17 protein-coding genes are annotated in these 18,811 nt (G+C 70.6%); 1 reads left to right on the forward strand and 16 read right to left on the reverse strand.

Features of this window, described 5'->3' with window-relative positions; translation table 11 throughout:
• Positions 1-2: 2 nt before the first annotated feature.
• The 16 genes from ABT171_RS24250 to rsmH all read right to left on the reverse strand — a co-directional run bounded on the left by ABT171_RS24250 (position 3) and on the right by rsmH (position 17,795).
• Positions 3-1,154, reverse strand: a complete 1,152-nt coding sequence (locus ABT171_RS24250) for a DivIVA domain-containing protein (RefSeq protein WP_351247082.1) — start codon at positions 1,152-1,154, stop codon at positions 3-5.
• Between the two features lie 52 nt (positions 1,155-1,206).
• Positions 1,207-1,497 carry a YggT family protein gene (locus tag ABT171_RS24255; protein ID WP_351247084.1) on the reverse strand — a complete coding sequence of 97 codons (291 nt, stop codon included), beginning with the start codon at positions 1,495-1,497 and terminating at the stop codon, positions 1,207-1,209.
• Between the two features lie 61 nt (positions 1,498-1,558).
• The gene (locus ABT171_RS24260; RefSeq protein ID WP_351247086.1) at positions 1,559-2,200 is read right to left on the reverse strand and encodes a cell division protein SepF; all 642 of its coding nucleotides are present in this window, start codon (positions 2,198-2,200) and stop codon (positions 1,559-1,561) included.
• Between the two features lie 128 nt (positions 2,201-2,328).
• Complete coding sequence (locus ABT171_RS24265; RefSeq protein ID WP_351247088.1) at positions 2,329-3,048, reverse strand: YggS family pyridoxal phosphate-dependent enzyme; 720 nt, start codon at positions 3,046-3,048, stop codon at positions 2,329-2,331.
• Between the two features lie 6 nt (positions 3,049-3,054).
• Entirely contained in the window at positions 3,055-3,783 is a 729-nt protein-coding gene (gene pgeF / locus ABT171_RS24270) for a peptidoglycan editing factor PgeF (protein ID WP_351247090.1), read from the reverse strand.
• On the reverse strand, positions 3,780-4,988 hold the full coding sequence (gene ftsZ, locus ABT171_RS24275) for a cell division protein FtsZ (RefSeq protein WP_351247092.1): 1,209 nt from the start codon (positions 4,986-4,988) through the stop codon (positions 3,780-3,782). The genes pgeF and ftsZ overlap by 4 nt, the downstream gene beginning before the upstream one ends.
• Before the next feature lie 279 nt (positions 4,989-5,267).
• Entirely contained in the window at positions 5,268-6,065 is a 798-nt protein-coding gene (locus ABT171_RS24280) for a cell division protein FtsQ/DivIB (protein ID WP_351247094.1), read from the reverse strand.
• Positions 6,066-6,091: 26 nt separating this feature from the next.
• Positions 6,092-7,180, reverse strand: a complete 1,089-nt coding sequence (gene murG, locus ABT171_RS24285) for an undecaprenyldiphospho-muramoylpentapeptide beta-N-acetylglucosaminyltransferase (protein WP_351247096.1) — start codon at positions 7,178-7,180, stop codon at positions 6,092-6,094.
• Between the two features lie 6 nt (positions 7,181-7,186).
• Positions 7,187-8,548: a putative lipid II flippase FtsW gene (gene ftsW, locus ABT171_RS24290; protein ID WP_351247098.1), complete on the reverse strand. Its 1,362-nt coding sequence runs from the start codon at positions 8,546-8,548 to the stop codon at positions 7,187-7,189.
• 83 nt (positions 8,549-8,631) lie between these two features.
• Positions 8,632-10,074 carry a UDP-N-acetylmuramoyl-L-alanine--D-glutamate ligase gene (gene murD, locus ABT171_RS24295; RefSeq protein WP_351247100.1) on the reverse strand — a complete coding sequence of 481 codons (1,443 nt, stop codon included), beginning with the start codon at positions 10,072-10,074 and terminating at the stop codon, positions 8,632-8,634.
• Positions 10,056-11,129, reverse strand: coding sequence for a phospho-N-acetylmuramoyl-pentapeptide-transferase (gene mraY, locus ABT171_RS24300; protein WP_351247102.1), 1,074 nt, complete (start codon positions 11,127-11,129; stop codon positions 10,056-10,058). The genes murD and mraY overlap by 19 nt, the downstream gene beginning before the upstream one ends.
• Positions 11,126-12,541 carry a UDP-N-acetylmuramoyl-tripeptide--D-alanyl-D-alanine ligase gene (locus tag ABT171_RS24305; protein ID WP_351247104.1) on the reverse strand — a complete coding sequence of 472 codons (1,416 nt, stop codon included), beginning with the start codon at positions 12,539-12,541 and terminating at the stop codon, positions 11,126-11,128. The genes mraY and ABT171_RS24305 overlap by 4 nt, the downstream gene beginning before the upstream one ends.
• Before the next feature lie 28 nt (positions 12,542-12,569).
• Positions 12,570-14,090 carry a UDP-N-acetylmuramoyl-L-alanyl-D-glutamate--2,6-diaminopimelate ligase gene (locus ABT171_RS24310; RefSeq protein WP_351247106.1) on the reverse strand — a complete coding sequence of 507 codons (1,521 nt, stop codon included), beginning with the start codon at positions 14,088-14,090 and terminating at the stop codon, positions 12,570-12,572.
• 166 nt (positions 14,091-14,256) lie between these two features.
• The gene (locus ABT171_RS24315; RefSeq protein ID WP_351247108.1) at positions 14,257-16,221 is read right to left on the reverse strand and encodes a peptidoglycan D,D-transpeptidase FtsI family protein; all 1,965 of its coding nucleotides are present in this window, start codon (positions 16,219-16,221) and stop codon (positions 14,257-14,259) included.
• A 5-nt stretch (positions 16,222-16,226) separates the two neighbouring features.
• Positions 16,227-16,796, reverse strand: a complete 570-nt coding sequence (gene ftsL / locus ABT171_RS24320) for a cell division protein FtsL (protein ID WP_351247110.1) — start codon at positions 16,794-16,796, stop codon at positions 16,227-16,229.
• Positions 16,797-16,838: 42 nt separating this feature from the next.
• Positions 16,839-17,795, reverse strand: coding sequence for a 16S rRNA (cytosine(1402)-N(4))-methyltransferase RsmH (rsmH, locus tag ABT171_RS24325; protein ID WP_351247112.1), 957 nt, complete (start codon positions 17,793-17,795; stop codon positions 16,839-16,841).
• 419 nt (positions 17,796-18,214) lie between these two features.
• On the opposite strand from rsmH, the gene ABT171_RS24330 reads away from it, so the two are divergent.
• Entirely contained in the window at positions 18,215-18,763 is a 549-nt protein-coding gene (locus tag ABT171_RS24330; protein ID WP_351247114.1) for a beta-class carbonic anhydrase, read from the forward strand.
• Positions 18,764-18,811 lie beyond the last annotated feature (48 nt).

Genomic DNA, 18,811 nt, shown 5'->3' on the forward strand with positions numbered 1-18,811 from the left:
GCTCAGTTGTCGTCCTCGTCGATCAGGAACCCGCGCATCGGCGAGGGTGCCTGGCCCATCGGGGACGGACCCTGCGGACGGACCGGGGCCATGGGCTGGGTCATGGCCGGGGTCATCTGCTGCTGACCACCGTAGGACGGGGCGGACGGGGCGGGGTTGCCGCCCATCGTCTGGTTGCCGCCGTACGACGGGGCGCTCGCGCCGGCCGGGGCCATGGAAGGCGCCGGGGACGGCGGCAGAGACGCGGTGGCCGGGGTCCGCGGCGGGGCCAGCGAGTCGTCGGCCTGGGTCTCCAGCTGGCGCAGCTGGGACTCCAGGTACGACTTCAGGCGCGTGCGGTACTCGCGTTCGAAGCCGCGCAGGTCCTCGACCTTGCGCTCCAGCGTGGCGCGGGCGGACTCCAGGGAGCCCATCGCGACGCGGTGCTTCTCCTGCGCGTCCCGCTCCAGGGCGTCGGCCTTGGCACGGGCGTCACGCTCCAGACCCTCGGCGCGGCTGCGAGCCTCGCCGACGATCTTGTTGGCCTCGGAGCGGGCCTCGGCGATCGCCTGGTCGGCGGTCTGCTGGGCCAGCGAGAGGACACGGGCGGCACTGTCGCCACCGGGACCCTGGCCCATCGGACCGGGGCCGCCCATGGGACCACCCATGGGGCCACCCATCTGCTGCTGCATGGGCGGCTGACCACCCATCGGGCCCTGACCCATCGGGCCCTGGCCCATCGGACCCTGGCCCATCGGGCCCTGACCCATCTGGCCGGGACCCTGGGGGCCGCCCTGGCCGCCGGGACCGGCGGGCAGCTGCGGGGCACCGCTCGGCAGCTGGGGCGGGCCACCCATGGGGCCGCCCATCTGCTGCTGCGGCGGGCCCGATATCCCGGCGGGCACCGGCTGGCCGGGACCTCGCATGCCCTGCTGCTGAGGATGCTGCTGCTGGTCCTGCTCCGGCGGGCCCTTGCGCATGTTCTGCTGGTTCTGCGCGGCCGCACGGGTCGCCGCGGCCAGCTTGGCGCGCAGGTCCTCGTTCTCGCGGAGCAGACGGGTCAGTTCGGCTTCGACCTCGTCGAGGAAGGCATCGACCTCGTCCTCGTCATAGCCTTCTCGGAGGCGGACGGTCGTGAACTGCTTGTTCCGCACGTCCTCGGGGGTCAACGGCATCTCTTCACCTCAACGTAGTCATCGGCAGTCGGCAAGACCGTATCGTCCATCCTCATCCCACGAAGCTCCCCGTGATCGAGAGGAGGATGTAGACGATGATCATCAGTACGAAGAAGGACAGGTCGAGCGCCACGCCCCCGAGACGCAGCGGCGGGATGAACCGCCGCAGAAGCTTCAGCGGTGGATCGGTGACAGTGTAGGTGGCCTCCAGTACGACCACCATCGCCTTGCCGGGTTGCCACGAGCGGGCGAACTGGAACACGTAATCCATGACCAGCCGGAAGATGAGCACGGCGAGGAACACCAGCAGCGCGGTGTGGACCACCGTGACGAACACGCTCATGGCCTGCGCTTCCCTCTCCCCTGTTCCATGCTCTTCCGAGCCTCGATCCGGTTGTTGCGTCTCAGCTCTGGTTGAAGAACCCGCCCTCTGCGATGCGGGCCTTGTCCTCCGCCGTGACATCGACGTTAGCAGGAGACAACAGGAACACCTTCTGCGTCACCCGCTCGATGCTGCCGTGAAGACCAAACACCAAACCGGCCGCAAAGTCGACAAGTCGCTTCGCGTCTGTGTCATCCATCTCAGTCAGATTCATGATCACTGGGGTGCCCTCACGGAAGTGTTCCCCGATGGTACGGGCTTCGTTGTAGGTCCGGGGGTGAAGCGTGGTGATCCGGTAAGGCTCTCGCTCGGACACAACCTTGGGCATGATCACCGGTGCGTTCTTCTCGAGGGACTGACGTTCTTGTGTGATGGATGCCACGGGCGCGATGCGCGCCGGACGTCCGGTTTCCGCGGCGAGCGCCGTAGAACGGGCCACCGGCTCACGCGGCGCGGGCGGTTGCACGATTCGCACTTCTTCATCCCTTTGGGGCTGATGTGCGCTGTGCGACGAGTGTGACGATTCATGCCGTCGGTGGTCCCGCTCGGGCTCCGGGTCCAACTCGGGTTCGAAGTCGTCGTCGGGGTCGAATCCGCGGCCGTCGTACCCATCGTCCTCCACGAGGCCGAGGTAGACCGCCATCTTGCGCATCGCGCCGGCCATGCTCTGAGTCCTCCGCTCTGTGGTGGATCGGCTGACGACTGCCAAGTGCCCGCGATCCACGTGGTCGTTGTGCCCGCCTTCGCAGGTACTGACCATATTTTCTGCTGTGGTCCGACTTCCTGGCGACGTTACCCGAGCCTGGGGCGGACTCCGAGTACCGCAGTGCCGACGCGCACATGTGTCGCCCCGGCGGCCACGGCCTGTTCGAGGTCCGCACTCATCCCTGCTGACACCATGGTTGCAGCCGGATGGGCTCGGCGCAGGTCAGTCGACAAATCCATGAGCCGCTGAAACGCCTCCCGTTCGCGTCCCGCGTACTCCCCGGTGAGCGGGGCGACGGTCATCAGTCCGTCGAGCCGCAGCCCCGGCGCCTCGCCGACGAGGTCGGCCAACTCTTCGATTCCGTCCGGGGAGACGCCTCCGCGCTCCCCCCGACCGCTCACGCCCGCGTCCAGCGCGACCTGGATCAGGCAGCCGACCTCGCGCTCCGCCCGCACCGCCTCCTTCGACAGCGCGGTGATGAGCCGGGCGCGGTCGACGGACTGCACGACATCGGCGTAACCGACCACCGAACGCACCTTGTTGGTCTGCAATTGACCGACAAAGTGCCATTTCAGTGGCAGATCGGCGCACGCGGCGGCCTTCGGAGCCGCGTCCTGGTCACGGTTCTCGGCGACATGGCGCACACCGAGTTCCGACAGGATCCGCACATCGCTCGCCGGGTAGGTCTTGGTGACCACGATCAGGGTCACCTCCTCCCGCTCGCGCCCCGCCGCCACGCACGCGGCGGTGATGCGCTCCTCCACTTTCGCCAGATTTCCGGCGAGTTCGGTCTTACGGTCCGTCATGCCCCATCAGTCCAGCCACACATAGCCCGCGAGCCGCCCGGTCGTGCGGTCACGGCGGTACGAGAAGTGATCGTCCGACTCCAGCGTGCACACCGGTGACTGCGCCCGGTCGCACACCCCGAGCCGGTCGAGCTGCGCGTGCACCCCGGCGCTCACGTCGACCGCCGGCGTACCCCAGCTCGTCTCAGCGTGCGCCGCCGGCTCGACGGCGGCCACTTCGGCCCGCATCGCCTCCGGCACCTCGTAGCACCGCCCGCAGACGGCCGGTCCGGTGCGCGCGACGATCCGGCCGGGCTCGGCACCGAGTCCGGCCATGGCCCGTACGGCGGCGGGGACGACCCCCTTGACCATGCCGGGCCGTCCGGCGTGGGCGGCCGCCACGACCCCGGCGACGGGATCGGCCAGCAGCACCGGCACGCAGTCGGCGGTGAGGACGGCGAGGGCGAGTCCGCGGCGGGTGGTGACGATCGCGTCGACCTGCGGGACCGGGCGGTCGCCCCAGGGCTCGTCCACCACGGCCACGTCGGCGCCGTGCATCTGGTTCATCCAGACGACCCGGCCCGCGTCGAGGCCGAGCGACTTGGCGGCGATGTCCCGGTTGGCCCGCACGGCCTCCGGGGCGTCGCCGACCGCGCCGCCCAGATTCAGCTCCTCATACGGAGCGGCGCTCACCCCGCCCCACCGGTCGGTGAAGGCGAAGTGCGCGCCGCTCACGCTCTCGCGCCGTCCTATCACTTGAGGAAGTCCGGAACGTCCAGCTCCTCGGCCGTACTGTCCGAGTAGGTCCGCGGCGCCGGCGTCACCGGCGGGGCGACCGGGAGGTCGGGCACCGGCTCGGGCGCCGGCTCCGGCTCCTCCTTGGGCGTCACGCTGCCGAGCGAGCCGAAGGCCGGCCTGCTGGGCTCGGCCGGCCGGGCCGGGGCCGGCTCCTCGCGACGGGGGGCCGTCGAAGCCGAGGCCGAGCCGAGGACGTTGTCCCGGCGGGCCGGCGGCTGGCCGCCGTCGAAGCCGGCCGCGATCACGGTGACCCGGACCTCGTCGCCGAGGGCGTCGTCGATGACCGCGCCGAAGATGATGTTGGCCTCGGGGTGGGCGGCCTCGCTGACCAGCTGGGCGGCCTCGTTGATCTCGAACAGGCCGAGGTCGGAGCCGCCGGAGATGGAGAGCAGCACGCCGCGGGCGCCGTCGATGGACGCCTCCAGCAGCGGCGAGGAGATCGCCATCTCGGCGGCGGCCACCGCGCGGTCGTCGCCGCGGGCCGAGCCGATGCCCATGAGCGCCGAACCGGCCTCGGACATGACCGACTTCACATCGGCGAAGTCGAGGTTGATCAGGCCGGGGGTGGTGATGAGGTCGGTGATGCCCTGGACACCGGAGAGCAGGACCTGGTCGGCGGACTTGAAGGCGTCCAGGACCGAGACCTGGCGGTCCGAGATGGACAGCAGCCGGTCGTTGGGGATCACGATGAGGGTGTCGACCTCTTCGCGCAGCTCGGCGATGCCGTCCTCGGCCTGGTTCGCGCGGCGCCGTCCCTCGAAGGTGAACGGGCGCGTGACCACGCCGATGGTGAGGGCGCCGAGGGAGCGCGCGATGTTGGCCACGACGGGTGCGCCGCCGGTGCCGGTGCCGCCGCCTTCACCGGCCGTCACGAAGACCATGTCGGCCCCCTTGAGGACCTCCTCGATCTCCTCGCGGTGGTCCTCGGCGGCCTTGCGGCCGACGGCCGGGTTGGCTCCGGCGCCGAGTCCGCGGGTGAGTTCCCGGCCGACGTCGAGCTTGACGTCGGCGTCGCTCATCAACAGCGCCTGTGCGTCGGTGTTGATGGCGATGAACTCGACACCCTTGAGACCGACCTCGATCATCCGGTTGATGGCATTGACACCACCGCCGCCGACACCGATGACCTTGATGACTGCGAGGTAGTTCTGCGGTGCTGCCACGTCGAAGGCCTCTCGCCTCGAATTACGTTGTCGCCGCCGTGCGGTGCCCCGCGCCGGGACGACGGATGCCGAATGGGACGGTCCGTAGCGCCGACCCGAACCCTAACCCTGAAGTTTAGGGTTACCAGTGTGTCTGTTCCCTGGAGTCTTCTGAACAGGACACTAAGTCGACAAGTGGCGCCCGTTCAACGAACACGCCGAACCTCCCGTTTTTCTTTTCACCCTATGTGATCAGCCGTAGCAGTGCCCAACCAGGGTGCTGGCCTGCGCTGATGTGCGTCAACTCCGCGATGACGCAGGGGCGGTGGGGACGCTGACATCGAAGTGCCGCGCGCCGGGAGCTGCTTTCATGAGAGCTGTGAGGGTCCGTGCCTTGGCGCGGCCGTTCTCGCCGCTGCCCCACAGGACCGTGCGGCCGTCGGCCAGCACCAGCGAGACGGCGTCGAAGGAACGGACTTGGACGGTCCGGGTCCGCTTCGCCACGGCGGCCGGCAGATCGCCGGCCACCCGGACCGCCTCGCGCACCAGCCGGTCGGTGCCGAAACGCCGGAAGCCGGCGGCGCCGGAACCCGTGCGGGAGACGGACAATTCCAGCATCGGAACGGCATTCGGCGCCTGCGAAACCGTAGCGAACCGGACACCTTCGTCATCGACTTCGGTGAAGTTCCCGCCCTTTCGGAGCAGCAGAACCGGAGTGCGCTCGGTCACTTTCAGCCCGATTCCATGGGGCCAGGAACGGACCACGTCAACCGTGTCGATCCGGGGCAGTTTCCGGCGCAATCGGGCCTCGATGCCCCCGGTGTCGACGGAAATCATCGGTGCCCCGACCGGCACGGCCGCCGCGTCGCGCACCTCGGCGGACGTCAGCACGCGCGTGCCGGACACCGACACGTGGTCGACGCGCAGCCAGGACGAGCCGTACAACACCCAGGTCACACCGGCGCCGAGGAGTACGGCGCCGGCCACAGCCAGGATGACGATCGTACGAAGGCGCAGTTTCCCGGACCGTCGGCCGGGCGGCGGGCCGGACGACTTCTGCTGGCGTTCACCGCGCTCGGCGGTAGTCGGTCCGGCCACCCTCACTGCCCTTTCGTCATACGGTCCTAACGGCGCGAGGCGATCGCCTCGTACACCATGCCGACGAGCAGCTCGTCGGCGTCCCGGCGGCCGAACTCGCTTGCCGCGCGGGACATCTCGTACAGCCGGTGCGGGTCGGCGAGCACGGGCAGGACGTTCTGCTGCACCCACTCGGGCGTCAGCTCCGCGTCGTCGACGAGGAGTCCGCCGCCGGCCTTGACCACCGGCTGGGCGTTGAGCCGCTGTTCGCCGTTGCCGATGGGCAGCGGGACGTAGGCGGCCGGGAGTCCGACGGCGGAGAGTTCGGCGACGGTCATCGCGCCCGCGCGGCAGAGCATCATGTCGGCCGCGGCGTACGCGAGGTCCATCCGGTCCAGGTAACTTACCGGGACATAGGGGGGCATCCCCGGCATCTGCTGCACCTGTGGCAGTTCGTTCTTCGGGCCGACCGCGTGCAGGATCTGGATGCCCGCCTGCTGGAGCCAGGGCGCGACCTGCTGGACGACCTCGTTCAGCCGCCGGGCGCCCTGGGAGCCGCCGGAGACGAGCAGCGTGGGCAGGTTCGGGTCGAGGCCGAACCGGTGGCGGCCCTCGGGGCGGGCGGCGGCGCGGTCCAGGGTGGCGATGGAACGGCGCAGCGGGATGCCGATGTAGCGGGCGTCACGCAGCTTGCTGTCCGGCGTGGAGACGGCGACCCGGGCGGCGTACCGGGAGCCGATCTTGTTGGCCAGGCCCGGGCGGGCGTTCGCCTCGTGGATCACGATGGGCACGCCGAGCCGCTTGGCGGCCAGATAGCCGGGCAGGGCGACATAGCCGCCAAAGCCGACCACGACGTCCGCCTTGGTGCGTTCCAGGATCTGCTCGGCGGCCTTGATCGTGCCGCGCAGCCGGCCCGGAACGGTGATCAGCTCGGGGGTTGGCTTGCGGGGCAGCGGCACCGCGGGGATCAGCGCCAGCTCGTAGCCGCGCTCCGGGACGAGCCGGGTCTCCAGTCCGCGTTCCGTGCCCAGGGCCGTGATCCCCACGGTCGGGTCCTGCCTGCGCAGGGCGTCCGCGAGGGCGAGCGCGGGCTCGATGTGGCCCGCGGTGCCCCCGCCGGCGAGTACGACATGCACCGAAATTCACCGCTCTCCGGACGGACGCGCCGCTGAGGCACGCCGTCGCATCGTGTTCCATCTCCGAGGCTTCCGGCCGGAGCCGGGGCCTCCCGCCCGCTTTCTACCAAAGCGGGGTTGCCGCATCGCAAGCGCCGCCCGCGCAGCGGGCTCGTCGCGCGCGAAGGCGATCAGCAGCCCGATGGCGAACATGGTCGGCAGCAGGGCGGACCCTCCGTAGGAAAACAGCGGGAGGGGGACGCCGGCGATCGGCAGCAGACCGAGCACCGCACCGATGTTGATCACCGCCTGGGCGGTGATCCAGGTGGTCACGCCTCCCGCGGCATACCTCACGAAGGGGTCCTCCGTGCGTCCGGCCACGCGGATACCCGCATAGCCTAGAGCCGCGAACAGGGCGAGCACCGACAGCGTCCCCGCCAGGCCCAGTTCCTCACCGGTGACCGCGAAGATGAAGTCGGTGTGGGCTTCCGGGAGTTGGCCCCATTTTTCCACACTTGCGCCGAGCCCGGAACCGAAGAGTCCGCCGGAGGCGAGGGCGTAGATGCCGTGCACGGCCTGCCAGCAGTCGGCGGCGCCCGCCTTGGGCTCGGTCGCCCCGATGCAGGAGAGCCGGGCCATCCGGTTGGCGCTGGTCTTGATGAGGACGAAACCGATCAGGGCGGCGATCTGCAGCACCACGGCGAACAGCCGCGTCGGCGCCCCGGCGAGCCACAGCAGGCCGAACAGGATCGCCGTGAGGATGATCGCGGTGCCCATGTCGCCGCCGAGCATGATCAGCCCGAGCAGCAGGAAGGCGACCGGTACCAGCGGCACCAGCATGTGCTTCCACTGGGTCAGCAGCTTCCGCTCCTGCTTGCGCGCGATCAGGTCCGCGCCCCACAGCACCAGGGCCAGCTTGCCGAACTCACTGGGCTGGATCTGGAAGGAACCGCCCAGGGAGATCCAGTTCTGGTTGCCGTTGACCGCCATCCCTATCCCCGGCACCTGCACCAGGGCCATCATGAAGACGGCACCGGCCAGGATGGGGTAGGCCAGCGCCCGGTGCAGTTTCACCGGCATGCGGGAGGCCGCGAACAGCAGTATCCCGCCCAGCACGGCGGCCAGCAGCTGCTTGCGGAAGAAGTACGACCCCGGCAGCGACATCTGCAGCGCGGTGATCTGGGAGGCCGAGTAGACCATCACCAGGCCCAGCACGATGATCAGCACACTGCCGCCGAGGATCAGGTAGTAGGCGGTCAGCGGGCGGTCCCAGGCCTTCCGTGCGCGGGTACAGGCCCGTTGGACGGGGTTCTCCCGCGGAAGGCGCTGCGCGGGGGGCCGCTTGACGGCCCCCTGGACCGGAGGACGACCTGTACGGCTACCGGACATCACCGGCTCCTCCCGACCTCAGCCACATCCGAGTCTCCCGTTCCTCAAGGCCCCGAAGCACCCTGTGTGGCCGAGACCCGCCGTCAGGCGCCCGCTTCGAGTTCGCGGACCGCCGCCGCGAACGCGTCACCGCGCTGGTTGTAGTTGGTGAACATGTCCATGGAGGCACAGGCCGGGGCCAGCAGCACCGTGTCACCGGGCTGCGCGAGCCGCTTCGCTTCCGTCACCGCCTGGAGCATCGCCCCAGTGTCGGTCCGGTCGAGGTCCACGACGGGTACTTCCGGCGCGTGTCGCGCGAGGGCCTCGCGGATCAGGGCGCGATCGGCGCCGATCAGGACGGCACCGCGAAGTCGCTTCGCCGACTTGGCGACGAGCTCGTCGAAGGTCGCGCCCTTCGCCAGACCACCCGCAATCCATACAATCGACTCATATGACGCCAACGATGCTTCGGTGGCATGCGTGTTGGTCGCCTTGGAGTCGTCGACGTACGCCACCGAGTCGATGTCGGCGACGTGTGCGATGCGGTGGGCGTCCGGCTGGAAGGCCCTGAGGCCCTCGCGTACGGCCTTGGCGGGCACCCCGAAGGCGCGCGCGAGGGCCGCCGCGGCAAGGGCGTTGGCGATGTTGTGCGGGGCCGGCGGGTTGACGTCGGAGACCTCGGCCAGCTCCTGCGCGTTCTTCTGCCGGTTCTCCACGAAGGCGCGGTCGACCAGGATGCCGTCGACGACGCCGAGTTGGGAGGGCGCGGGGGCGCCGAGGGTGAACCCGATGGCCCGGCAGCCCTCCTCCACGTCGGCCTCGCGCACCAGGTCCTCGGTGGCCTTGTCCTCGACGTTGTAGACGCAGGCGACGCGATTGCCCTCGTAGACACGGCCCTTGTCGCGGGCGTAGGCCTCCATGGAGCCGTGCCAGTCCAGGTGGTCCGGCGCGAGGTTGAGGACCGCGGCCGAATGCGCCCGCAGGGAGGGCGCCCAGTGGAGCTGGTAGCTGGAGAGCTCTACGGCGAGGACGTCATACGCCTCCTCGCCGAGGACCGCGTCCAGCAGGGAGACCCCGATGTTGCCGACGGCGGCCGTGCGCAGGCCCGCGGCCTTCAGGATCGAGGCCAGCATCTGCACGGTCGTGGTCTTGCCGTTGGTGCCCGTGACGGCCAGCCAGGGCGCCGCGTCGGGGCCCCTGAGGCGCCAGGCCAGCTCGACGTCTCCCCAGACGGGCACGCCCGCCTCCGCGGCCGCCAGGAACAGCGGCTTGTCGGGCTTCCAGCCGGGCGCGGTGACGATCAGCTCGGTGCCCTCCGGCAGGGTCGCGCCATCGCCCAGGCGCACGCTGATGCCGAGCGCCTCAAGCTCCGCGGCCTGTTCACGCGCGCGTGCGTCGTCGCCGTCGTTGACGACCGTGACGACCGCCCCGCGCGCGTGCAGCACCTTGGCCGCCGGGACGCCGGAGACACCGAGCCCGGCGACGGTGACGTGCTTGCCCTGGAAGTCGGAGAGCTCCGAGGTGGAGGTCACTTGTCCGCTGCCCATCCTGCGTAGAAGAGGCCCAGTCCGACGATCACACAGATGCCCTGGATGATCCAGAACCGGACCACGACCAGGACCTCGGACCAGCCCTTGAGTTCGAAGTGGTGCTGCAGTGGCGCCATCCGGAAGACGCGCTTTCCGGTGAGCCGGAAGGAGCCGACCTGGATGACGACCGACATGGTGATGAGGACGAACAGGCCGCCCATGATGGCCAGCAGCAGCTCCGTGCGGGAGAGGATGGCCAGACCGGTGAGGACACCGCCGAGGGCGAGCGAGCCGGTGTCGCCCATGAAGATCTTCGCCGGCGAGGTGTTCCACCACAGGAAGCCCAGGCAGGCGCCCATCAGCGCGGAGGCGATCACCGCGAGGTCGAGCGGGTCGCGCACCTCGTAGCAGGCGGCCGGGTTGGTCAGGGTCTGCGCGTTGGCGCAGGACTCCTGGAACTGCCAGGTGCCGATGAAGGTGTAGGCGCCGAAGACGAGCACGGAGGCGCCGGTGGCCAGACCGTCCAGGCCGTCGGTGAGGTTCACGCCGTTCGACATCGCGAGGATCATGAACAGCGCCCAGATCACGAACAGGACCGGGCCGATCTTCCAGCCGAAGTCGGTGATGAACGACAGCTTGTCGGAGGCCGGGGTGTTGCCGCGGGCGTCGGCGAACATCAGCGACAGCACGGCGAAGGAGATGCCGACGATCAGCTGGCCGGCCATCTTCGCCTTGGCCCGCAGACCCAGCGAACGCCGCTTGACGATCTTGATGTAGTCGTCGAGGAAGCCGACCAGGCCCATGCCGAACATCAGGCCGAGGACCAGGATCCCGGAGTAGGTGGGCGGGTAACCGGTGATGAGCTTGCTCAGGAAGTACGCGGCGATCGTCGCCAGGATGAAGGCGATGCCGCCCATGGTCGGCGTACCGCGCTTGCTGGCGTGCTCGCGCGGGCCGTCGTCACGGATGTACTGGCCGTAGCCCTTGCGGGCGAGGAGCTTGATCAGCAGCGGGGTGCCGATCAGCGTCAGGAAGAGGCCAATGACTCCTGAGAACAGGATCTGCTTCATCATCGGGCGGCAACCTCACCCTCGGCACCGGTCTCGACGAGCGCCTGGGCAACGCTCTCCAGACCCACCGAACGGGACGCCTTCACGAGTACGACGTCCCCCGGGCGCAACTCGCTGCGCAACAGGTCGATCGCCGCCTGTGCGTCGGACACGTGCACCGACTCCTCACCCCACGAACCCTCGTTATATGCGCCCAGTTGCAGCCAGGAGGCTTCGATCCCCCCGACGGCGACGAGCTTGCTGACGTTGAGCCGGACGGCGAGCCGTCCGACGGCGTCGTGCTCGGCGAGCGCCTCGTCCCCCAGCTCGGCCATCTGGCCGAGCACCGCCCACGTGCGGCGCCCCTTGCCCATGGCCGCGAGCGCCCTGAGGGCGGCCCGCATGGACTCGGGGTTGGCGTTGTAGGCGTCGTTGACGATGGTCACGCCGTCCGGGCGCTCGGTGACCTCCATGCGCCAGCGGGAGAGGGTGCCCGCCTCGGAGAGCGCGGTGGCGATCTCTTCCGCGGACATGCCCAGCTCATGGGCGACGGCGGCCGCGGCGAGCGCGTTCGACACGTGGTGCTCACCGTACAGGCGCATGGTCACATCGCATGCACCGGAGGGTGTGAGAAGCCTGAAGGAGGGCTGTCCGCTGTCCGTGAGTCGTACGTTCTCGGCGCGTACGTCCGCTTCGGCCGACTCTCCGAAAAGGACCACCTTCGCCTTGGTACGCGAGGCCATGGCCCTGACCAGCGGGTCGTCGGCGTTGAGGATGGCGGCGCCGCCGTCCTCCTCCGGTGGAAGGCTTTCGACGAGCTCGCCCTTCGCCTGGGCGATCTGCTCGCGGCCGCCGAACTCGCCGATGTGGGCGGTGCCGACGTTGAGCACCAGGCCGATCTTCGGCGGGGTGAGGCCGGTGAGGTAGCGGATGTGCCCGATACCGCGGGCGCCCATCTCCAGCACGAGGAACTGGGTCTCCTCGGTGGCGGTGAGGGCGGTCAGCGGCAGCCCGATCTCGTTGTTGAGCGACTGCGGCGTGAACACGGTCGGCGCCTTGCGCTGGAGCACCTGCGCGATCAGGTCCTTGGTGCTGGTCTTGCCCGCCGAGCCGGTCAGGGCGACGAGGGTCGCGCCGAGCCGCTCGACCACGTGCCGGGCGAGGGCGCCGAGGGCCGTCTGGACGTCCTCGACGACGATCGCGGGCACGCCGACCGGGCGTGACGCCAGTACGGCGACCGCGCCCGCCTCGACGACCCGCGCCGCGAAGTCGTGGCCGTCCACGCGCTCGCCGACGAAGGCGGCGAACAGGCTGCCGGGCTCCACCTCTCGGGAGTCCCGGACGACCGGGCCCGTGACCTGCGTGGACGGATCCGGTATGTCGTGCGTCTGCCCGCCGACGACTGCTGCGATCTCGGCGAGGGAGAGGGCGATCACAAGTTCATCCCCTGGGTCTTCTGGATTTTCATCCCTGGGTTTTCTGGATGGCTTCGCGGAGCACCTGGCGGTCGTCGAAGGGACGGACCACGCCGGCGATGTCCTGGCCCTGCTCGTGGCCCTTGCCCGCGACCAGCACGGTGTCGCCGGCCTGGGCGCGCCCCACGGCGGCGGCGATCGCGGCGGCCCGGTCCTCGAAGAGGACTACCTCGCCGCGCTCGTGCGCGGGCACGGAGGCCGCGCCCTGGAGCATGGTCGCGAGGATCGCGAGGGGGTCCTCGGAGCGGGGGTTGTCGGAGGTCAGTACGGCGGTGTCGGCGAGCCGGGCCGCGGCGGCGCCCATCGGGGCGCGCTTGGTCCGGTCGCGGTCGCCGCCGCAGCCGAGGACCACGTGCAGCCGGCCCTTGGTGACCTTGCGCAGGGCCTTGAGCACCGACTCGACCGCGTCGGTCTTGTGGGCGTAGTCCACGACCGCGAGGTAGGGCTGCCCGGCGTCCACGCGCTCCAGGCGGCCGGGGACGCCCGGTACGGCGGCGATGCCGTCGGCGGCGGCCTGCGGGTCGAGGCCGGCCACGGCGAGGGCGACGATCGCGGCGAGGGTGTTGGCCACGTTGAAGGGACCGGCGATCGGCGACCTGGCGTGGACGCGCTCACCGTGGGGGCCGACGACCGTGAACGTCGAGTCCATGGGGCCGACCTGGACGTGCTCGGCGCGCCAGTCGGCGTCGGGGTGGCCCTCGGCGGAGAAGGTGACGACCGGGACGGTCGCCTCCCCGGCGAGCCGGCGGCCGTACTCGTCGTCGGCGTTGACCACGCCGAGTCTGCTGCGCTGCGGCGTGAACAGCTGCGCCTTGGCCCGGAAGTAGTCCTCCATGTCGGAGTGGAACTCCATGTGTTCCGGGCTGAGGTTGGTGAACACGGCGATGTCGAAGACGCAGCCGTCGACCCGGCCGAGGACCAGGGCGTGGCTGGAGACCTCCATGGCGACCGCCTCGACGCCGCGTTCGCGCATGACGGCGAAGAGTGCCTGCAGGTCGGTGGCCTCGGGGGTGGTGCGCTCGGACTTGATGCGCTCGTCGCCGATGCGCATCTCGACCGTGCCGACGAGACCGGTGGACTTCGCGGTCCGCAGACCGCCCTCGACCAGATAGGCCGTGGTGGTCTTGCCCGAGGTGCCGGTGATGCCGATCTGGAGCAGGTCGCGCCCGGGGTGGCCGTAGATCGTGGCCGCGAGCCGGCCCATCCGCGCGCGCGGGTCGTCCACGACGAGGACCGGCAGTCCGGTCGCGGCGGCGCGCTCGGCGCCCGTCGGGTCGGTGAGCACGGCGGCCGCGCCGAGGCCGGCGGCCTGGGTGACGAAGTCGGCACCGTGCATACGGGCACCCGGGAGGGCGGCGTACAGGTCGCCGGGGCGGACGGCGCGCGAGTCGTGGGTGATCCCCGTGATCTCGGCGGCGGCGTCCGGGACGGCGGCACCCAGCTGATCGGCCAGTTCCGCGAGGGGTGTGGCGGAGACCTCGACCGGTCGCGGCGGTCCCGGATATGTCACGGAAGCGCCCTTCTGGGTGGTTTGGGACTGATCAGCGTGTGGCACGGCGGTGAGCGTACCCGGCGCACCCGCTCCGGAGCGAAGTGAGGGGCGCGGGGCGCCTTGGTTCCCGGGTTCCGGGGTGATCGTTGTCACGGGCTGGTTCCTGGTGTTTCCGAGGTGCTGATCAGGGCTTGTAGTCGACGGGCAGGTTGGCGGGCTGCGCCCCGGTCGGCGGCACCTGCAGGGTCTTCAGCGCGAACTCCATCACCTGCTTGTAGATGGGACCGCAGATCTGGCCGCCGTAGTAGCTGCCGGAGGTGGCGTTCTGGATGGCGCAGTAGACGGTGATCCGGGGTTTGTCCGCGGGCGCGAATCCGGCGAACGACGAGGTGTATCCGTGGTACCTGCCGGTGGCCGGATCCACACGGTTGGCGGTGCCGGTCTTGCCCGCCACCCGGTAGCCGGGGATGCGGGCCCTGATGCCGGTGCCCTGCTCGTCGTCCACGACGGACTCCAGCATCTGGGCGAGGGAGGTGGCGGTCTTCTGGCTGACGACCCTGGTCTCCTTGGGCTTGGGCGCGGGGGTGAAGCGACCGTCGGGACCCTTGGTGCCGCGCACCAGGGTCGGCTGGATCCGGACCCCGCCGTTGGCGATGGTCGAGTACACGGAGGCGGCCTGCAGGGCGTTGAGGGAGAAGCCCTGGCCGAAAGGAATCGTGTACTGCTGCGAAGTGGACCACTTGCGGTACGGCGAGAGGATGCCGGGGGTCTCGCCGGGGAAGCCGAGTCCGGTGTAGCTGCCGATGCCGAACTTGCGCAGGTAGGAGTAGAGGACCTTGTTCGCCTCGGGCTGCGTTCTGCCGAGCTGGCCGGTGGCCAGGATGGTGCCGATGTTGCTGGACTTGGCGAGGACGCCGTTGAGGGTGAGGTACCAGGTGTCGTGGTCGACGTCGTCCGAGAAGAGCCGGTCGCCGCGGTGCAGCCGGTTGGGTACGACGACGTGGGTGAGCGGGGTGGCGGCGTTCTCCTCCAGCACGGCCGCCATGGACATCACCTTGGCGGTGGAACCGGGCTCGTAGGCGTCCTGGAGGGCCGCGTTGCCCATGGCCTCCGCGTCCGCCTTGGACAGGTTGTTCGGGTCGAAGCCGGGTGCGTTGGCCATGGCCAGGATCTGACCGGTGCGGGTGTCCTGGACGACGACGTACCCCCGGTCCGCGCCGGACTTCCTCACCTGCTCGGTGATGGCGCTCTGCGCGGCCCACTGGATGTCGCGGTCGATGGTCAGCTCGACGTCGGAGCCGGGCACGGCGGGTGTCTCGTTGGACCCGGCCGTGGGCACCTCGCGCCCGCCGGACTGGGCATAGCGGATCTTGCCGTCCTTGCCCGCCAGCTGCTTGTTCATCTCCTGCTCGATGCCGCCGCCGCCCTGGCCGTCGGAGTTGACCCAGCCCAGCAGCCCGGCGGCGAGGTCGCCGTTGGGGTACACCCGCTGGCTGCTGGGGTCGGCGAAGACGCCGGCCAGCACGTTGGCGGTGTTGTTGTCCGTCTCCGCCTTCTTGGCGAGGGCGCTCTTCAGGTCCTTGATCTGCTTCCAGACCTGCGGGGTCTGCCGGGTGGCGAGCCGGGCGTACCGGGAGCCGCTGTCCTTGGGCCGCAGCTTGTTCACGATCTCTGCCTGGCTCTGCCCGAGGATCGGCGAGAGCAGCGCGGCGGCCTGCTCCGGCCCGTCGTCGACCTTCAGCTGCTTCCTGCTGAACATCGTGGGGTCGGCCGTGATGTCGTACGCGTCCTCGCTGATGGCGAGGGCCACGCCGTTGCGGTCGGTGATCCCGCCGCGGTCGGCGGCCAGCCTGTGCACGACATACCGGTTCTGCTCGGCCCGCGCGGCGTACGCGCTGGCGTCGAAGGCCTGCACCTGGAGCAGCCGTACGACGAAGGCGAGCAGCACCAGGGTCAGGGCGAGGCTGACCATGCGCAGCCGGGGCCGCGCGCTGCCGAGCCGGAGCGGGCGCTGGGCCGGCGGCCGTGCGCCGCTCGGCCGCCGGGCCGGACGCGCGCCGGGCCCGGGCTGCCGCCGCACGGCACTCCTCGCCCGCGGCGGCTTGGCCGGCCCGGGCACACGACGGCGCGGCGCTTCCCTGTCGGACACTTCCGTCACCTGCCGGGGGTCGGGGTCGCAATGGGCTGGGGGATGGCGGGCGGCGCGGGTGCGGCCGCTGCGGGGGCGGAGAGCGCCGGGACGGGCTGGGGCCGTTCCGGCACCGATGGGGCGGGGGCGAGCGGGGACGGGGGTGCGGAGAACGCGGCGGCCGGGGTGAGGGCCTCGGGGGCGGCCGGTGCGGTGAGGGCGGCGGGCCCGGGGCTCGCGACGTCCGGTACGCCCTTGACGGTGCCGTCGGGGTTCAGGAAGGCCGGGTCGCCGCCGGGGACCATGCCGAGTTCGCGGGCCCGGCGCTGGAGTGCGGCGGGGTCCGAGTAGGCGTCGATGTCCCGCTGGAGGGCCTGTTCCTCGTCGGTGAGGCTCCTCGTCTCCTTCTGCAGGGCGTCCAGTTTGAACGAGCCCTCGCTGAGCGCGGAGTTCAGCACCAGCAGCCCGATGAGGCCGCCGCCGAGCAGCAGGACGACGAGAAGGACGAACGGGGTGCGGGCGGCCCGGGCGCGGCCGGCCGGGAGGAGCCGGGCGAGCCGCGCGGCCCGCCCCCTCAGCGCGGGTGTCCTACTCACGGCTCCCCCGGTCAGTTCGGGAATCCAACCGACCCGTCTCGCTCACTCGACGTCCTCCCTGATGCGCTCCGCGCCGCGCAGCCTGGCCGGTGCGGCCCGGCGGTTCTCGGCGACCTCTTCCTCGGTGGGAAGTTCGGCACCCCGGGTGAGCAGCTTGAGCCGCGGCTGGTAGCGCTCGGGCACGACCGGCAGCCCGGGCGGCGCGGTGGTCGCGGCGCCGGCCGCGAACACCTGCTTGACCAGGCGGTCCTCCAGCGAGTGGTACGACAGCACGGCGACGCGCCCGCCGACGTCCAGGGCCTTCACCGCCGCCGGGATCGCCCGCTCCAGGACGGACAGTTCCCCGTTGACCTCGATCCGCAGCGCCTGGAAGGTGCGCTTGGCGGGGTTGCCGCCGGTGCGCTTGGCGGCCTGCGGGAGAGCGTCCCGGATCAGCTCGACCAGCCGCGCGCTGTTGCTGAACGGCTCCTTCTCGCGCTCGCGCACGATCGCGGCCACGATCCGCTTGGCCTGCTTCTCCTCGCCGTACGCGCGCAGGATGCGCACCAGTTCGCCCGCCGGATAGGTGTTGAGGACCTCGGCGGCGCTGATGCCGGCCGACTGGTCCATCCGCATGTCCAGCGGCGCGTCCTGGGCGTAGGCGAAGCCGCGGTCGGCCTCGTCCAGCTGCATGGAGGAGACCCCGAGGTCGAACAGGACGCCCTGCACGCGCGCGATGCGGAGCCTTTGCAGGACGTCGGGCAGTTCGTCGTAGACGGCGTGCACCAGGGTGGCGCGCTCGCCGAAGGGCGCCAGCCGCTCGCCGGACAGCCGCAGCGCCTCCTTGTCCCGGTCGAGGCCGATCAGCCGCGCCTCGGGAAACCGGGTCAGCAGCGCCTCGCTGTGCCCGCCGAGGCCGAGGGTGCAGTCGACGACCACCGCTCCCGGGCGCTCCAGGGCGGGCGCCAGCAGGTCCAGGCACCGCTGGAGCATCACCGGGACGTGTCGACGTTGGCTCAAGGGGGCCTCTCATCTTCCGACGCGGTCGCACGCACCGCCGGGTCCCCGCCAGCTCGTGAAGGGGAGGCCTGCCGGCGCCGGAAGCGTCAGCCGGACCGGGAGCGGGAGGAGGCCGAGCCGTACGTACGCGCCGCGCACGTGGGGAGACGGCCCGGTGTGAGCCGGGGTCTCCGGGGGTTTCACCAGCAGGGAGAGCCACGTCTCCCGCTTCGCGCCACTTTAGTCCACCGTGTCGCGCGGTCAATCAACCGGCCTGCGCGTCGCCTAGCGCATCCCGGCGGGAGCCGCAATTCGACGGTGTTCACCCGTCCGGGCCAGGTTTGCCCCACCTGTGGGTTGGCTCACAACAAGCCGCGATGACGTTCTTTGTCCCGACTCACAGCGGGCCGGGACCGGGCGTGACCAGTAACGTCATAGGTATGACGACTTCCGCAGCAGTTCCCACTGGATCCGAAGGCGCCATAACGAACGGCGGCACCGTGACGGATCGCCTGGTGGAGGCCAACCAGCGGTACGCCGCCGAGTTCGCCGACCCGGGCATGGACGCCCGTCCCGTTCTCAAGGTCGCCGTGGTGGCCTGCATGGACGCCCGCCTCGACCTCCACAAGGCACTCGGCCTCAAGCTCGGCGACTGTCACACCATCCGCAACGCGGGCGGTGTCGTCACCGACGACGTGATCCGGTCCCTGACCATCAGCCAGCGCGCGCTCGGCACCCGCAGCGTCGTGCTCATCCACCACACCGGCTGCGGCATGGAGGCCATCACCGAGGACTTCCGGCACGACCTGGAGATGGAGGTCGGCCAGCGTCCGGCGTGGGCGGTCGAGGCGTTCCGGGACGTCGACCAGGACGTGCGCCAGTCCATGCAGCGGGTGCGCACCTCGCCGTTCCTGCTGCACACCGACGACGTACGCGGTTTTGTGTTCGACGTGCGCACCGGTGCGCTGCGCGAGGTGGACCCGGCCTGACCGGGCACACCGGCCGGCCGCCCCGGAGACACCCCGCCGCCCCCGTAT

The sequence above is a fragment of the Streptomyces sp. NPDC001851 genome (assembly GCF_040297165.1).
Lineage (GTDB): Bacteria > Actinomycetota > Actinomycetes > Streptomycetales > Streptomycetaceae > Streptomyces.

What these genes read in the sequence shown, in the direction of transcription:
- ABT171_RS24250 (WP_351247082.1), bottom strand. Translation starts at nt 1,154, where the DNA reads ATGCCGTTGACCCCCGAGGACGTGCGGAACAAGCAGTTCACGACCGTC.
- ABT171_RS24255 (WP_351247084.1), bottom strand. Translation starts at nt 1,497, where the DNA reads ATGAGCGTGTTCGTCACGGTGGTCCACACCGCGCTGCTGGTGTTCCTC.
- ABT171_RS24260 (WP_351247086.1), bottom strand. Translation starts at nt 2,200, where the DNA reads ATGGCCGGCGCGATGCGCAAGATGGCGGTCTACCTCGGCCTCGTGGAG.
- ABT171_RS24265 (WP_351247088.1), bottom strand. Translation starts at nt 3,048, where the DNA reads ATGACGGACCGTAAGACCGAACTCGCCGGAAATCTGGCGAAAGTGGAG.
- ftsW (WP_351247098.1), bottom strand. Translation starts at nt 8,548, where the DNA reads ATGTCCGGTAGCCGTACAGGTCGTCCTCCGGTCCAGGGGGCCGTCAAG.
- murD (WP_351247100.1), bottom strand. Translation starts at nt 10,074, where the DNA reads ATGGGCAGCGGACAAGTGACCTCCACCTCGGAGCTCTCCGACTTCCAG.
- mraY (WP_351247102.1), bottom strand. Translation starts at nt 11,129, where the DNA reads ATGATGAAGCAGATCCTGTTCTCAGGAGTCATTGGCCTCTTCCTGACG.
- ABT171_RS24330 (WP_351247114.1), top strand. Translation starts at nt 18,215, where the DNA reads ATGACGACTTCCGCAGCAGTTCCCACTGGATCCGAAGGCGCCATAACG.